This window comes from Faecalicatena sp. Marseille-Q4148, from assembly GCA_018228665.1.
Classification (GTDB): Bacteria; Bacillota; Clostridia; order Lachnospirales; family Lachnospiraceae; genus UBA9414.
In genome coordinates, this window is record CP073692.1 from 3134657 (window position 1) to 3151495 (window position 16839).

Below are 16839 nucleotides of genomic sequence, written 5' to 3' on the forward strand. Positions count from 1 at the left end.
ATAATGGGAGTACAGTGGACAGAAGAACAGAGAGAAGTTATTGACGTGCGTGGAAAGAATATCCTTGTATCTGCAGCGGCAGGTTCCGGTAAGACAGCAGTGCTTGTAGAACGGATCATTGAGCGGCTGACGAAAGAAGAGCCTCCGTTAGACGTGGATCGTCTTCTCGTTGTTACCTATACAGAAGCAGCGGCGGCAGAAATGAAAGAAAGAATCCGTGACGCCATTGAGAAAGCGTTGGAAGAGCATCCGGATGACGTACATTTGCAGCGGCAGGCAACGCTTGTCCATCATGCGCAGGTGACAACGATTCACAGCTTTTGCCTGTCGGTCATCCGGGAGAATTTTCATACCATTGGGTTAGATCCGGGATTTCGTATCGCGGAAGAAGGAGAGATGAAGCTGCTGAAACAGGATGTGGCGGCGGAGCTTCTGGAACAAAAATACGAAGAAGGAAAAAAAGCTTTTTTGGAGCTGACAGAATATACGGCTCCGGGAAGAGACGACCATAAACTGACAGAACTGCTTTTAAAAATATATGATTTTTCCAGAAGCTATCCGAATCCATGCGAATGGCTGTATTCCTGTGCGGCGCATTACAAAATAGAAGATGGGATTGAGGAACAGCCGTTTTTCCATTTTGTGCAGGAGCAGACCATACAGTATGCGAAAGATATGCTGGAATTGACAGAATATGCGATAGAACTTTGTGAAGAACCGGACGGACCGGTATTTTATCTGGAGGCGCTTGCGCAGGATGAAGCGTTGATCCGACAGCTTGCCGGGGCAAAGAGCTACGAAACCATTTATGAAATTTTAGCAGAATGGAAATGGGCAAAGCTTTCGGCAAAGAGAAGTGATGAGATTGATCCGGACAAACGGGAACTTGTAAAGCAGGTACGAGAAGATGTAAAAACGCTCCAAAAAGATCTGAAAGAGCAGTATTTCTATGAACCGCTTCAAGAGATAGAGGAACATATGAGACAGTGTGCGCCGATGATGGAAACCTTCGTGGAGCTGACTGCAGATTTCCATGAAGCGATGCAGAAGGAAAAAGCGAAGAGAAATATGATTGACTTCGGGGATATGGAACACTTTGCCCTTGAGATCCTTACGGAACAAAAAGACGGAAAACGCTGTCCGTCTCAGGCAGCACGCTCCTATCAGGAACGGTTTGAAGAGATTATGATCGATGAATATCAGGATAGTAATCTGATTCAGGAGGCGCTTTTGACAAGCGTGTCCCGCAAGGAGCAGGGAATTTACAATATATTTATGGTCGGGGATGTGAAGCAGAGCATCTACCGATTCCGTCTGGCGAGACCGGAGCTCTTCATGGAGAAATACCACACATATGGAGCAGGAGAGGGACAATGTCAGCGCATTGATCTGACGCGAAACTTCCGGAGCCGGCGGGAAGTATTGGAAAGTACGAATTTCATTTTTAGACAGATTATGACAGAGGGGTTCGGCGGTATCGCTTACGATGAGCGGGCGGCGCTGTATCCGGGCGCCTCTTATGAAAATATACCGGGAAATGAGGCAGAGCTGCTATTAATTGATACCTCTGTACAAGAAGGTGTGGAAGAAGAGACGGTCCGGGAGCTGGAGGCTCACGGGATTGCCAGAAGAATTAAAGAACTGGTGGGCGTACATCCGGTACTGGATAAAAGAACAGGAACATATCGTCCTGCCGGTTATGGAGATATTGTAATTCTTACAAGAAGTCTGAAAGGATGGACAGAAGAATTTTCAAGGATTCTGAACCAGGAAGGGATTCCGACATTTGCCGGGACAAAGGAAGGATATTTTGAAACATGGGAAGTCAGTACGGTGTTGGATTATCTGGAACTGTTGGATAATTTTCGGCAGGATCTTCCGCTGACCTCAGTGTTGTTGTCTCCTTTTGGAAATGTTACGGCAGAGGAGCTTGCGAGAATCCGGGTAAGAGAAATGAAGACGGAGGAAGAAGGGGCGTCAGCACCGTTTTTCCGGGCGGTTGTTACCTTTATGAAAGAGGCAGAAGAGAAAGACAGCGCTTTACAGCAGAAACTTAGAGCATTTCAGAAGCAGTACGAAAGTTACCGGGAAATTCTTTCGTATACTTCCATCTATGATCTCATGTGGAAACTTTTGCATGAGACGGGATACCGGGACTATGTGGGAGCTATGCCGGGAGGAAGACAGCGCCAGGCCAATCTGGATATGCTTCTTGAGAAGGCGCTGGCATTTGAAAAGACAAGTTATAAGGGACTGTTTCATTTTGTGCGCTATATCCGCCAGCTAAAGAAATATGACGTGGACTATGGAGAAGCAAATATTGCGGATGAGCAGACGGATACCGTACGCCTTATGAGTATCCATAAAAGCAAGGGATTGGAATTTCCGATCGTGTTTGTATCCGGAATGGGGAAACAGTTTAATACGCAGGATATCCGTGAGCAGTTTGTAGTGCATCCGTCTCTGGGAATTGGGACAGACTGTATCGATCTTGAAATGCGGACAAAAGCGCCGACGCTGCTGAAGAAAGTAATTCAAAAGGAGACAGCGCTTGAAAATCTGGCAGAAGAAGAGCGGGTGCTCTATGTGGCTTTGACAAGAGCAAAAGAGAAGCTGATCATTACCGGAGCAGTAAATGGTGTAGAGGAAAAATTGAAAAGCTTTGGAGCAGTAGGAGCGAGGGAAGAAACAGAATTAAGTTTCGCGTCAGTCAGCCGCGCAAGAACGTATCTGGACTGGATTATTCCGGCGCTTATCCGAAACAAGGCTTTCGACATAGCATTATCCGAAGCAGGACTTCCGGTACCATTTATGAATTCCATGTATCATCAGGACGTGCCGATCCGTGTAGAAGTAATTTATGCCGCTCAATTGGCAGAAAAAGCAGAAGAGGAGTTCTGTGCAGATCAGCTTCTGCATCAGGTTTTAAAAGAAGGTGCTGTTGAAAAAGAGGTATTTCATCCGGAAATGAAAGAGCATCTTCAGGAGCAGTTTTCATTTGTGTATCCATTTTCGAAAGACCGGACAAGGAAAATGAAGTTTACTGTGTCTGAGTTAAAGAAAACAGGAATGGAAAAGGAACTTGCTGAAGAAAGCGAAGTGGTGTTTGCACCTGCAAAAGAAACGAAACTAATACCGGCTTTTCGAAGAGCGGAAGAGGAATTGACGGGAGCTTCCAGAGGAACTGCTTATCACAGGGTGTTGGAGAGGATTGATTTCCGGGAAGAGTACAATGAAGAGAAGCTAAAAGATGCAATAGCAGCTCTGGTCAGAGAAGGAAAACTGGAAGCAGCGGAGGCAAAAACTGTGAGCTGTTCTGACCTGATGAAGTTTTTTGAAAGCAGACTTGCTGTCGATATGAAAGAAGCAGCAAGACGGGGAAAGCTGTTTCGGGAACAGCCTTTTGTGATCGGGATTGAAGATGCGGGCGAATGGTGTCTTGTTCAGGGAATTATTGATGCTTATCTGGAAGAACCTGACGGAAGTCTTGCGGTAATCGATTATAAGACCGATCGTGTAAAGAGGAAAGAAGAGCTGCAGGAGAGATACCGGCGGCAATTGGAGTATTATGCCCAGGCGCTTGAGCAGCTTCTTGGGAAAAAGGTAAAAAGGAAAATCATTTACTCTTTCACACTACAGACAGAAATCGAGGTATAAAAGATGAGTGATGTTGTAACATATTATCTCTGCGCGGTAAATGTCATTGCATTTTTACTTTATGGAGCAGATAAAAGACGGGCCCAAAAAGGAGCGTGGAGAATTTCGGAGGCAGCGCTGATAGGTATTGCTGTCATTGGCGGTTCGGCAGGCGCATGGCTCGGAATGAAAGGATTCCGCCACAAAACAAAACACAAAAAATTTACTTACGGAGTGCCGCTGATCCTTGTTGTTCAGGCAGTCCTGCTGATGTGGTTTTATTTTTAAGAAAAATGGAAACGAGACCGGAGGGGATGTCCTTCCGGTTTTTGTTGTACATGGAAAAGTTTCTTAAGAAAATCTTCATAATTTTTGTAGATAAATCTTCAATAATATTATATTGACTCACTATATTATACGATATATAATATAGAAAACAAAACAATATTGGAAGAGTTAGAGAGGAGTGAGACGATGGTATTTAATACTGGAGCAGCACTTCTGGATGCAATTGTGCTGGCTGCTGTGTCAAAGGAAGAGAACGGTACCTATGGATATCGGATTACACAGGATGTCCGAAAGACGCTGGAAGTGTCAGAGTCTACTCTTTATCCGGTGCTGAGAAGACTTCAGAAAGATGAATGCCTTGAAGTATATGATATGCAGTTTGATGGAAGAAACAGAAGATATTATAAAGTAACTGAAAAAGGCATGGTACAGTTGAACTTATACCGGGAAGAATGGAAGAAATATTCAGAAAAGATTACTAAAATGTTTGAAGGGGGTGTGACTGCATGAATCGGGACCGTTTTATGAAAGAACTGGAAATGCTGCTTTCTGATATTTCAGCAGAAGAGCGTGCCGAAGCATTGCAGTACTATAGTGATTATTTTGCAGATGCAGGAGCAGAGAATGAAGGAAAAGTGATGGAAGAGCTTGGAGATCCGGGGAAAGTAGCTGAGACGATCAAAGCAGGTTTAGGCAGTAATAATGAAGAACATCAAGAATATCGTGAGACCGGTTATACGGACACGAGATTTGAGGAAAAAGAGATGCCGGGAAGCAGAAAGACTGCGGGAGCAGACACTGGATATCATCCGGAATATGTGCAGAAGAAAGAGCATCCAATCGGAAAGATTCTTTTGATCCTGGCAATTATTTTTATCGGTCTTCCAATTGCATTGCCGCTTGGAATTGGGATGCTGCTTCTTCTGCTTGGAATTTTAGCAAGTATTGCGGCAGCTCTGGTCAGTGTTGTAATACTCAGTGCGGCAGCGGCTTTTTGCGGCGGTTGCTTTGTTGTTGTAGGAGCGATAAAGCTCATTCCGAATGTACCGGTTGGACTTTTACTGATGGGAATTGGTCTTATTATAGGTGCAGTAGGCGTCGTAGCAACGGTGCTTCTCGGAAAATTCAGCTGGATCTGCTTACGGACACTGTTTCGGGGAGTTGTGGCGCTTTGCCGCAGACCATTTCACAGAAAGGCGGTGTAACAAATGAAAAAAGGTTGGAAAATATTTGCCATTGTCTGTGGATGTACGGCAGGTGCAGGAGTTATTTTATGTATTGCGGCTCTGATGCTTGGGGTGACATGGCAAAGTGTTTCAGATGAACTTGCAGACGGAGTGGGCGTTGTAGTGCGTGAGAGCAAACATACGCCGGAGCTGACGGATTGGGATGATGACTGGGAGCATTCGGCAAAATGGAAGAACGCACAGATTTTAAGCGGGGATTTTGAAAAGACATATTATCATGTGGAAGATCTGTCTGTTGAATTGTCAGCCGGAACGATGGAAATCATTTCTTATGACGGGAATGAAATTGTCCTGGAAGGCAAAGCAGTCAATGAAGCACTTCGCACAAGGTGCAGCGTCAATGACGGTACGCTGGAATTTAAAACAAGCAATAAAGTGTGGAAAGAAAATGGGTTAAATGATAAAGAAGCGGGAAGCTATATACTTTATGTGCCGGAGACATTAGCATTGGAAGAAATCAATATTACGGCGGGAGCAGGGGAACTTACGGTACGAGGGATTACGTCAATGGAGATGGAACTGAATCTCGGAGCGGGAAATACGGTATTGACAGATATTGGCATTGATGACACGGAAGTACGCTGTGGAGCCGGAAATGTGGATCTGAACGGAAAGCTTCAGGGAGATATTAATATTGAATGTGGCGTGGGAAATGTAACCATGACACTGGAAGGAAAAAAGACAGATTATAATTATGATATTGCAACAGGGATCGGCGGTATGCATATCGCCGGAACAACTTATGGAACATTGGATCGCTCTGTCAATGAAGATAACGGCGCTCCATATACGATTGAGATGACCGGCGGTGTTGGAGAGGTAGAAATCTCGTTCCAGGAGCCGTCATAAGAGCAGATATAAACAAAAATTCGATAGCGACAGAAAAAAGGAGAGATGATTATGTCAGAGAAAAGATTATTCAGATCAAGAGAAAATAAAATGATATGCGGTGTCTGTGGTGGGATCGGTGAATTTTTTGGAGTAGATCCGACACTGATCCGCCTGGCATTTGTTTTGTTCGGATGTACCGGAACAGGAATCGTTGCTTATTTTGTGGCGGCAGTGATTGTTCCGGACCGTCCATAACAAATTTTCCGGACGACTGTATAAAGTAAGAATTTCCGGCGATACTCCTGACAGAAATACATTTTGCACAGCGCAGAATGAAAAACTGAAAAGGAGGACGCAGAGAAATGGCTGAGACAAAACAGATTGATCTGGAACAGATAGAACCGGAAGAACGGATGAAATACGAAATCGCAGAGGAACTCGGACTGTTGGACAAAGTACTGGAGGAAGGCTGGAAGTCACTGTCATCGAAAGAAACCGGACGGATTGGCGGAATCATTGCCGGAAAGAAGCGGGATGCAAAGAAATAAGAATTTTCTGATAATAGCTTGAAAAAGAAGATGGTTTTTGCTATAATCGTACGGCTAGGAAGAAAAGGTGAGAGACATGGACAGAAAGATGAATGTGCTTGGCGTTCAGGTCGATGATTATTCCGCAAAGGAAGCGATGCGCCGGGCGATTGAGTATCTTCAGACAGAAGCGATCAACGTAATTGAGATGCTGACGACAGATGTGCTTGTAAAGAGCAGTGTTGTCGAGGGGGTAAAACAGAATACCGAAGAAGCAGATATGATTCTGATTGGGGATAAGGCAATCCTTGAAGCAGCCGGGATTCAGGAGTCAAAACGGCTTCAGGAAGCTGCGGAGGATGTGTTTCTGAAGATGTTCCTTCGCTATCTTGAGAAGAATCGGAAGCGAATCTGGCTGATGGCAGATTCACAGGAAGAATTAGATTCTTTTGAAGAAATACTGCACGAACGCTACCCAAAGGCAAAGATTATGGGAGGAGCGGTCGTACCGGAGCATGCAGAGTCGGATGATATGATCGTAAATGAGATCAATGGTCTTGAAATCGACTGTATCTTGTCAGAACTTGATCTGGCAGGGAGAGAAGCTTTCATAGCGCGCAACAGGATTATTGTCAATGCGAGAGTGTGGCTGAGAGTCGGAAAGCAGCTGAGACTTCAGGAGACAGAAACCGGATTTAAGAAATCCGTTTACGGATTTGTCCGAAAGTTTATTTTAAAGAAAGAGATCGAGCGGGAAAATCGTCGCAGAGATCAGTAGGAGAAAGCGTCTCCGAATATGGTTATTGTGAACAATGTCTATGAACAAAATGTAACATATTTGTAAAGAGTCTGAGGAAATGCCTAAAAATATGCATTTTCCTCTTTCTTTTTTTGTGGTTTTGCATTAAAATAGTAAGATGCATAGAGACATATTACGAGTAGAATAACAAAATAATTGTGAAAAATGCCGATGCTGAAAAAGCATGGATTCGGAGAAGGAGAGGAAGAGGAATGATATCAAACCAAATACTTCAAAATACAATCGAAGGATTGAAAGCAATTACAAGAATTGATCTGTGTGTAATGGATGTCGATGGGAAAGTATTCGCAAGTACTTTTACGGAGACAGATAATTTTGAGAGTGCAGTGCTGTCCTTTGTGGAATCTCCGGCAGACAGTCAGGTAATACAGGGCCGGCAGTTCTTCAAAATCTTTGATGAGAATCAGCTAGAATATATTTTACTTGCCAACGGGGGCAGTGATGATGTATATATGATAGGGAAGATTGCAGTTTTCCAGATTCAGAATCTCCTTGTGGCCTACAAAGAGCGTTTCGATAAGGATAACTTCATTAAGAATCTTCTGCTTGATAACCTGCTTCTGGTTGATATTTACAACCGTGCTAAAAAATTACATATTGACACAGAAGTCAGACGTGTTATCTTTATTATTGAGACTTCCCGTGAAAAAGACGGCAGCACACTTGAGAATGTGCGCACGCTTCTTGGAGGAAAGTCAAAAGATTTTATCACAGCGGTAGATGAGAAAAATATTATTGTTGTGAAGGAGATCGGACCGGATGACGGATACAAGGAGATGGATGAGATTGCGGAGAACATCCTGGAATTGTTAAAGTCAGAAGGGGAAGAAGGCATCCATATTGCATATGGTACCATTGTCAATGACATTAAAGAAGTGTCCAAATCATACAAAGAAGCGAAGCTTGCTCTTGACGTTGGAAAGATTTTCTTTAATGACAGAGATGTTATTGCATACAGTGCGCTTGGAATCGGCAGATTAATTTACCAGCTTCCAATTCCGCTCTGTAAGATGTTCATACGCGAGATTTTTGAGGGGAAATCTCCGGATGATTTTGATGAGGAGACGTTGGTTACGATTAATAAGTTCTTCGAGAACAGTCTCAACGTGTCAGAAACATCCAGACAGCTGTATATTCATAGAAATACGCTTGTGTATCGCCTTGATAAGCTTCAGAAGAGCACAGGACTGGATCTTCGCGTGTTTGAGGATGCGATCACATTTAAGATTGCGCTCATGGTAGTGAAGTATATGAAGTATATGGAGTCACTGGAGTATTAGTAATTAGGAGGAGCATATGATAGAATTAAAGGAAGTAACGAAAGAATACTCGAAGGGAATCGCAGCCCTGAACGGTATCAGCCTGAAGATTGAAGCCGGCGAGTTCGTGTTTATCGTAGGTGACAGCGGTTCCGGAAAGTCAACATTGATCAAGCTGATTATGAAAGAGCTGGATCCGACATCGGGAACGATTGTTGTAAACGGTCAGAATCTCGGCCGTCTGAAACATCGTCATATTCCGAAGTACAGAAGAACGCTTGGAGTAGTGTTCCAGGATTTCCGGCTTTTAAAAGATAGAAATATTTACGATAATATTGCTTTTGCACTCCGCGTAACAGAAACACCGACAAGAGTAATCAAGAAGAAAGTACCGGCGGCGCTGTCGCTTGTAGGGCTTGCACAGAAGTATAAAGCCTACCCGAAGGAACTTTCCGGTGGTGAACAGCAGAGAGTTGCCATTGCGCGTGCAGTCGTGAATGAGCCGCTGATTCTTCTGGCAGATGAGCCGACAGGTAACCTGGATCCGACAAACTCATGGGAAATCATGAAGCTGTTGGAGGAAGCGAATGAGAGAGGAACTACGGTTCTGGTTGTAACCCACAATCAGGAGATCGTTAACGAAATGAAAAAACGAGTAATCACAATGAAGAAAGGTGTTATTGTGAGCGACGAAAGAAAAGGTGGGTATAATAATGAGGATTAGTACAGTAGGATATTCTATGAAGCAGGGAATCAAGAACATCAGCCGTAATAAGCTGTTCTCCCTTGCATCCGTAGCAACGATGGCTGCATGTATTTTCGTGTTTGGACTTTTCTTTTCCATTGTCCTGAACTTCCATAGCATTGTTATGGCTGCTGAGGAAGGTGTGGCGATCACAGTATTTTTTGAAGATGGCGTGACGCAGGATCAGATTTCCGATATTGGTGAAAAACTGCGTGATCATGAAGGTGTTGCCGAAGTAAAATTTGTATCTGCAGATGAGGCATGGGAAGAATTCCGCGATGAGTATTTCGGTGAGAATGCAGATCTGGCGGAAGGATTCAAAGAAGACAACCCGCTTGCCGGAGCAGATAACTACGAAGTTTACATGGAGAAAGTAGAAAATCAAACAGAGATTGTCGAATATGCAGAAAGTCTGGATGGTGTTAAGAAAGTAAACCGTTCAGATGTGGTGGCAAAGACGCTGGAGAAAGTAAATAAGCTGATCATCTATGTTTCAGCGGCAATCATCGGTATTCTTCTGGCTGTTTCTATTTTCCTGATTAGTAATACGGTTGCAATGGGTATTACTGTCAGAAGAGAAGAGATTGCCATTATGAAATACATCGGTGCAAAAGACTTCTTTGTACGGGCGCCGTTCATCATTGAAGGTATGATCATCGGATTGATCGGAGCTTTGATTCCACTGATTTTGCTATATTTTATGTATAACAAAGCAATTCAGTATATTTTGGAAAAATTCTCTATTTTGAATCATATTCTGGATTTCCTTCCGGTAAACTATGTATATACATATCTGCTGCCGATCGGGCTGATCCTGGGAATGGGAATCGGTTTAGTCGGAAGTACCTTTACAATCAGAAAGCACTTGAAAGTATAGGATAGGAGATACAGATGAAAAAACGATACAGAAAAACAGCCGCACTGTTATTGGCAGGACTCCTCAGTATGGGAAGTGTGCTGCAGGCAGGCGCGACAGATACACAGATTGATGCGGCTCAGAAAGAAAAAGAGCAGTTAGAACAGCAAAAGCAGGCAGCAGAACAAGAGAAGAATGCGCTTTCAGAGCAGTTGAACAGCATTATCGCACAAATGCAGGAAACCAATGCGAAAGTAGATCAGAAGGCAGTTGAGATCGAACAGGCAGAGAATGATCTGATTAATGCAAAAATTGATGAAAACAATCAATATGAGAGTATGAAGAAGCGGATCCGTTTTATGTATGAGAACGGAGGCGGCGAGCTTCTGGAAATTCTCTTTACATCGGACAGCATGGCAGAGCTTTTGAATAAGGCAGAGTATATTTCCAAGATTACAGAATATGACAGAAATATGCTTGTGGAATTTCAGAAGATCGTGACAGAAGTACAGGAAAAGGAAGCAGCGCTGAAAGCAGAATATGAAGAGCTTGGCGCGCTTCAGGCTCAGCTTGGAGAACAGCAGACACAGGTACAGACACTCCTTGACAGCAAAGGAATCGAAATTGCGAATCTGGAATCCGCAATTGGAGCAAAGGCTTCTGAGCTTCAGGCGCTGATTGAGAAAGCAAAGGCGGAAGAAGAGGCGAGAAAGCAGGCAGAGCTTGCACAGCAACAGCAGCAGAAACCGTCAGGCGGAAACAGTTCCAGTGGAAATAATTCAGGCGGCGGTTCTTATGTACCGCCGGGAGACAATGTAATTTCCGGTAATGGAACATTTGCACATCCATGTCCGTCAGGATATCTGACAAGTGGGTTTGGCTATCGTGATTTTGACAATTCGTTCCATAAGGGAGTTGACTTCGGAACAGGTGGAGCAGCAGTTCCGACTTATGCAGCAGCAGATGGAAGAGTTCTGATGGCCGGCTGGAGCAACAGCGCCGGTAACTGGGTTGTTATTCAACATTCCGGAGGTCTTGTAACAAAGTATATGCATCATTCAGCTCTTAGTGTATCAACCGGGCAGTATGTATCGAAAGGACAGCAGTTAGGTCTTACAGGAAACACAGGGAACTCCGCAGGAGTACACCTGCATTTCCAGGTAGAACTGAATGGAAAACCGGTAGATCCGTTCAATTATTTATCATAAGGTGTGGATAATGGATAATAAAAAGGGATTTTTAAAAGGGGCGCTGACAGGCGCCCTTGCTATGTTAGTAATCACAGCTGCCATAGGAGCAGGTGTGATCGTGATAAATCATATAGATCTTGGAAGTATGAAGAAAAGCGGCTCTGGTCAGGTTGTAGGACAGTATACAGAGAAGAAGCTGGAAGAACTAAAAGGTTTGATCGATGAAGTCTATCTCCATGAAGAAGAGGTAGATGAAGAAGCGCTTACGGAAGGAATCTATCAGGGATATATTGCGGCACTGAATGATCCGTATTCTGCATATTATACCACCGAGGAGACAAAAGAAATGATGGAATCTACTTCGGGGGAGTACAGCGGAATCGGAGCCCTTATGTCGCAGAATCGAGAGACAGGAGTAATTACGATTGCCAATGTCTATGAAAACTCACCAGCTGCAGAAGCGGGAATGAAAAATGAAGATATTTTGTACAAAGTAGAAGGAGAAGAAGTGACGGGTGTCGATCTAAGTGAAGTGGTTACGCGGGTAAAAGGAGAAGAAGGCACCGAGGTCAAAATGACGCTGCTGCGGGGAGCAGATCGTCAAGAGATTGAGATTACTGCCGTGCGCAGAAAGCTGCAGACGCAGACGGTCAGTTATGAGATGAAAGAAGGCCAGATCGGATATATTCGGGTGTCTGAATTTGATGAAGTTACACTGGAACAGTTCCGGGAAGCAAAAGCAGCTCTGGAAAGTCAGGGAATGGCATCTATGCTCATTGATCTTCGTGGAAATCCGGGAGGAAATCTTTCTACCGTCTGTGATATGTTAAGAGAAATTCTTCCGGAAGGGCTGATCGTTTATACAGAGGAGCGGGATGGAGAGCGCACAGAGTATAAATGTGATGGAAAAACACCGTGGGAAAAACCGCTTGCAGTGCTGATCAATGGCGCCAGCGCCAGTGCATCCGAAATTTTTGCCGGAGCAGTACAGGATTATGGAATCGGCCAGCTTGTCGGTACAACAACTTATGGAAAAGGAGTTGTACAGCAGCTGTTTCCAATGACGGACGGTACAATGGTGAAGCTTACGATTGCGGAATATTTTACTCCGAAAGGAAGAAATATTGACGGAACCGGAATCGTTCCGGATGTGGAAGTCGAATATGTCTATGATGAGACAAATCCGGAAGCGGATAATCAGATGGAAAAAGCGTTGGAGCTTCTTCGCAGTCAGGTACAGCAGTAGCTGATGTGAACGAATCGCAGAAAGACAATATAAAAAAGCAAAAGATTTGTGGAGACATGAATCTTTTGCTTTTCTTACATTATGGCATATGTTAAAATAAAAATATATGGATAAAATTATTTCCGGATCATTTTCAGATGGTTCGGAGGGAAATAAACGAGAAAGGATTGAGAAAATGAAAATTTTAATTCAAAACGGTCATGTATTAGATCCTTTGACAAAGAGAGATGGTCGGTATGATGTGCTGGTGGAAGATGATAAGATCAAAGCTGTAGGCGAGAAGATCGAGACAGAAGCAGATGAGATCATTGATGCCGCCGGCAGTTATGTTATGCCTGGATTTATCGATCTGCATGTACATTTAAGAGATCCTGGACTGGAATATAAGGAGACGCTTGCAACAGGGGGAAGTGCAGCGGCAAGAGGGGGCGTGACAACGATCTGCGCCATGCCGAATACAAAGCCGGTCATTGATACGAAAGAGAAAGTAGAAGATGTTCACCGCAGGGCAAAAGAAGAGTGTCCGGTGCATGTGATTCAGCTCGGGGCGATCACAGTGGGACAAAAAGGAGAAGCGCTTGCTGATATTAAAGGAATGGCAGAGGCAGGATGTCATGCGATCAGTGAAGACGGTAAGTCCGTGATGAATGCTTCTCTTTACCGGAAAGCAATGAAGATTGCGGCAGAGTGTGGGATTTCGATTTTTGCACATTGCGAAGATATTACGATGGTAGAAGGCGGTGTGATGAATGCTGATGAGAAGGCAAGAGAGCTTGGACTTCCGGGCATCACGAATGCCGTCGAAGATGTGATTGTTGCCAGAGATATCCTTCTTGCAAAAGAGACAGGGGTGCGCCTTCACCTTTGCCATTGCTCTACGGAAGACAGCGTGAAGCTGGTAAAATATGCAAAAGAAGAGAATCTTCCGGTAACAGCAGAAGTTTGCCCGCATCATTTTGCTATGACATCAGACGATATTAAAGAAGATGACGGTAACTATAAGATGAATCCGCCGCTGCGCGGACAGGCAGATAAAGAGGCGCTGCGCAGAGGACTTTCAGAGAATATTATGGATGTGATCGCAACCGATCATGCACCACATTCCGAAGAAGAGAAAAATTGCTCTATGAAGAATGCGTTTTTCGGAATCGTAGGTCTTGAGACATCAGCATGTCTTACTTATACAGAGCTTGTTGAGACAGGGCTTATGACACCGATGCAGATGGCTGAGAAGATGAGCTGGAATCCGGCTCAGGTACTCGGACTGTCAGACAAAGGCGCTGTGGCAGAAGGAAAGACTGCTGACCTTGTGATCTTCGATCCGAAAGCAGAATATACAGTTGATAAGAATACGTTTCTGTCTAAAGGAAAGAACACACCATTTGACGGTTGGAAAGTAAAAGGCGAAGTGACACATACATTTGTGGACGGAAAACTCGTTTATAAGAAGTAAATCAAAGCAAATATATTTATTTACCAGGAGGAGAATAACCATGATTAACAAATTAGTTGCAAACATTAAGAAGACAAATGCGCCGATCGTAGTAGGACTGGATCCGATGCTGAATTATGTACCGGAGCATGTTCAGAAGAAAGCATTTGCAGAATTTGGTGAGACATTAGAAGGAGCGGCAGAGGCAATCTGGCAGTTCAATAAAGAAATCGTTGATAAGACATATGATCTGATCCCGGCAGTAAAACCACAGATTGCGATGTATGAACAATTTGGAATTCCTGGACTGATGGCGTTTAAGAAAACAGTAGATTACTGTAAAGAAAAAGGACTTGTTGTCATTGGAGACATTAAGAGAGGAGATATCGGATCTACCTCTGCTGCATATGCAGTCGGACATCTTGGACGTGTACAGGTTGGAAGCAAGAGTTATGTGCCGTTTGATGAAGATTTCGCAACAGTGAATCCATATCTTGGATCTGACGGTGTAAATCCGTTTGTGAAAGTATGTCAGGAAGAAAAGAAAGGTATCTTTGTTCTTGTGAAGACATCTAACCCGTCAAGCGGAGAATTCCAGGACAGACTTGTTGATGGAAAACCACTGTATGAGCTTGTCGGAGAGCAGGTAGCTGCATGGGGCGAGCAGGCAATGGGTGATGAATACAGTTATGTTGGAGCAGTAGTGGGAGCGACTTATCCGGAACAGGGTAAGATCTTGAGAAAGGTAATGCCAAAGACATACATCCTTGTGCCTGGTTATGGCGCACAAGGCGGTAAAGGAAAAGATCTGGTACACTTCTTTAATGAAGACGGACTTGGAGCAATCGTGAATTCTTCCAGAGGAATCATTGCTGCTTACAAGCAGGAAGCATATGCAAAATTCGGACCGGAGAACTTTGGAGATGCGTCAAGAGCAGCTGTTGAGGCTATGGTTGCTGATATCAGCGAAGCGTTAAATAATCGTTAATTAGTGATGAAGGAAAGCTTAGATGAGCCGCCGGGGGAAGTACGGCGGCTTATCGAGAATCAGAAGAAAAACGACAGGAGAAGAGAAATATGGCAGAAAGAGAAAGAGAGCAAGTGCAGGTTGTGGCTCAGGAGCAGCTTGCAGAGGGGATTTTCAGCATGTGGCTGAAGACAAAGGCAGCCCGTACAGCAAAGGCGGGACAGTTTATTTCTATGTATACAAATGATGGAAGCAAGCTGCTCCCTCGTCCGATCAGCATCTGTGAGATTGATAAAGAGCAGGAGATGCTTCGGGTTGTATATCGTGTGACAGGAGAGAATACAGGAACAGAGCAGTTTTCCAAGATGAAAGCAGGAGATACACTTCCGGTTATCGGACCTTTGGGAAATGGCTTTCCGTTGGAAGCAGCGGAAGGAAAGAAAGCGTTTTTGATCGGCGGTGGAATCGGTGTTCCCCCAATTCTGGAGCTTGCGAAAGAGTTAAATTGTGAGAAACAGATCATTGTTGGATATCGCGATGCTCAGACATTCCTTCGGGAAGAATTTGAGCAGAACGGAAGTGTGTACATTTCTACAGAAGACGGCAGTGTCGGTACAAAGGGAAATGTTATGGATGCCATTCGTGAGCAGGCGCTTACCGCGGATATTATTTATGCATGTGGGCCAACACCGATGTTAAAGGCGTTAAAGGCATATGCAGAGGAAAATGATATCGAGTGCTATATCTCACTGGAAGAACGTATGGCATGCGGAATCGGCGCATGTCTTGGCTGTGTTTGCAAGTCAAAAGAAAAGGATCACCACAGCAATGTACATAATAAGCGTATTTGTAAGGATGGTCCGGTATTTCTGTCTACGGAGGTGGAATTATAATGGATATGAGAGTAAATATTGCCGGTGTGGAGTGGAAGAATCCGGTAACCGTTGCATCAGGAACCTTTGGTTCCGGAGCGGAATTCTGTGATTTCGTAGACTTAAACCGTCTTGGTGCAGTAACAACAAAAGGTGTGGCAAATGTTCCGTGGCCGGGCAATCCGACGCCGCGGGTAGCTGAGGTGTATGGCGGAATGATGAATGCCATCGGACTTCAGAATCCTGGAATCGATGTATTCTGTGAAAGAGACATACCGTTTTTGAAACAGTATGATACAAAAATCATTGTGAATGTATGCGGGCATGCGCCGGAAGAATATCTGGCGGTGGTAGAGCGCCTTGCAGACGAACCAATCGATATGATGGAAATTAACATTTCCTGCCCGAACGTGAATGCCGGTTTTCTTGCATTTGGTCAGGATGCAAAACATGTGGAACAACTGACGAGAGAGATCAAAAAGCTGGCAAAGCAGCCGGTCATCATGAAGCTGACACCAAATGTAACGGATATTACAGAGATTGCGAAGGCGGCAGAAGCAGGAGGCGCAGATGCTCTTTCACTCATTAATACATTGACCGGTATGAAGATTGATATCAACCGCAAAACATTTGCTCTGGCAAATAAAACAGGCGGAGTGTCAGGTCCGGCAGTCAAACCGATTGCTGTGCGGATGGTGTACCAGACAGCGAAGGCGGTTAATATTCCGATCATCGGCATGGGCGGTATTGCGTGTGCTGAGGATGCAATTGAATTCTTGCTGGCAGGGGCAAGCGCAGTGTCTGTCGGAACAGCGAATTTCCATAATCCGGCAGTGACGATGGAAGTTGTTGATGGAATTGAGGCGTACATGAAGAAAAATGGTTTTGAGCACGTGAAAGACATGGTTGGGATCGTTGACTAA

The 16839-nt window shown here is 44.4% G+C and carries 17 protein-coding genes; all 17 read left to right on the top strand.

Features of this window, described 5'->3' with window-relative positions; translation table 11 throughout:
* Positions 1-3 precede the first annotated feature (3 nt).
* Positions 4-3657, top strand: coding sequence for a helicase-exonuclease AddAB subunit AddA (gene addA / locus KFE17_15140; protein ID QUO32109.1), 3654 nt, complete (start codon positions 4-6; stop codon positions 3655-3657).
* A 3-nt stretch (positions 3658-3660) separates the two neighbouring features.
* Entirely contained in the window at positions 3661-3924 is a 264-nt protein-coding gene (locus tag KFE17_15145) for a DUF1294 domain-containing protein (protein QUO32110.1), read from the top strand.
* 186 nt (positions 3925-4110) lie between these two features.
* The gene (locus KFE17_15150; protein ID QUO32111.1) at positions 4111-4434 is read left to right on the top strand and encodes a PadR family transcriptional regulator; all 324 of its coding nucleotides are present in this window, start codon (positions 4111-4113) and stop codon (positions 4432-4434) included.
* Positions 4431-5129, top strand: coding sequence for a DUF1700 domain-containing protein (locus tag KFE17_15155; protein ID QUO32112.1), 699 nt, complete (start codon positions 4431-4433; stop codon positions 5127-5129). Before KFE17_15150 ends, KFE17_15155 begins: the two co-directional genes overlap by 4 nt.
* Positions 5130-5132: 3 nt before the next feature.
* Complete coding sequence (locus KFE17_15160) at positions 5133-6020, top strand: DUF4097 family beta strand repeat protein (protein ID QUO32113.1); 888 nt, start codon at positions 5133-5135, stop codon at positions 6018-6020.
* Positions 6021-6071: 51 nt separating this feature from the next.
* Entirely contained in the window at positions 6072-6257 is a 186-nt protein-coding gene (locus tag KFE17_15165; protein ID QUO32114.1) for a PspC domain-containing protein, read from the top strand.
* 107 nt (positions 6258-6364) lie between these two features.
* A complete protein-coding gene (locus KFE17_15170) occupies positions 6365-6550 on the top strand; it encodes a small, acid-soluble spore protein, alpha/beta type (protein QUO32115.1) in 186 nt (61 codons plus the stop codon).
* 76 nt (positions 6551-6626) lie between these two features.
* Positions 6627-7307 carry a WecB/TagA/CpsF family glycosyltransferase gene (locus KFE17_15175; GenBank protein QUO32116.1) on the top strand — a complete coding sequence of 227 codons (681 nt, stop codon included), beginning with the start codon at positions 6627-6629 and terminating at the stop codon, positions 7305-7307.
* A gap of 233 nt (positions 7308-7540) precedes the next feature.
* A complete protein-coding gene (locus KFE17_15180) occupies positions 7541-8629 on the top strand; it encodes a helix-turn-helix domain-containing protein (GenBank protein ID QUO32117.1) in 1089 nt (362 codons plus the stop codon).
* A gap of 16 nt (positions 8630-8645) precedes the next feature.
* On the top strand, positions 8646-9332 hold the full coding sequence (ftsE, locus tag KFE17_15185) for a cell division ATP-binding protein FtsE (protein ID QUO32118.1): 687 nt from the start codon (positions 8646-8648) through the stop codon (positions 9330-9332).
* Complete coding sequence (ftsX, locus tag KFE17_15190; protein QUO32119.1) at positions 9322-10230, top strand: permease-like cell division protein FtsX; 909 nt, start codon at positions 9322-9324, stop codon at positions 10228-10230. The genes ftsE and ftsX overlap by 11 nt, the downstream gene beginning before the upstream one ends.
* Before the next feature lie 14 nt (positions 10231-10244).
* The gene (locus KFE17_15195; GenBank protein QUO32120.1) at positions 10245-11417 is read left to right on the top strand and encodes a peptidoglycan DD-metalloendopeptidase family protein; all 1173 of its coding nucleotides are present in this window, start codon (positions 10245-10247) and stop codon (positions 11415-11417) included.
* A gap of 10 nt (positions 11418-11427) precedes the next feature.
* Positions 11428-12645 carry a S41 family peptidase gene (locus tag KFE17_15200; GenBank protein QUO32121.1) on the top strand — a complete coding sequence of 406 codons (1218 nt, stop codon included), beginning with the start codon at positions 11428-11430 and terminating at the stop codon, positions 12643-12645.
* 175 nt (positions 12646-12820) lie between these two features.
* A complete protein-coding gene (locus KFE17_15205) occupies positions 12821-14098 on the top strand; it encodes a dihydroorotase (GenBank protein QUO32122.1) in 1278 nt (425 codons plus the stop codon).
* A 40-nt stretch (positions 14099-14138) separates the two neighbouring features.
* Positions 14139-15065, top strand: coding sequence for an orotidine-5'-phosphate decarboxylase (gene pyrF / locus KFE17_15210; GenBank protein QUO32123.1), 927 nt, complete (start codon positions 14139-14141; stop codon positions 15063-15065).
* A gap of 89 nt (positions 15066-15154) precedes the next feature.
* Positions 15155-15937 (top strand): dihydroorotate dehydrogenase electron transfer subunit, encoded by a 783-nt coding sequence (locus KFE17_15215; protein ID QUO32124.1) that lies wholly within the window; start codon positions 15155-15157, stop codon positions 15935-15937.
* A complete protein-coding gene (locus KFE17_15220) occupies positions 15937-16839 on the top strand; it encodes a dihydroorotate dehydrogenase (protein ID QUO32125.1) in 903 nt (300 codons plus the stop codon). Before KFE17_15215 ends, KFE17_15220 begins: the two co-directional genes overlap by 1 nt.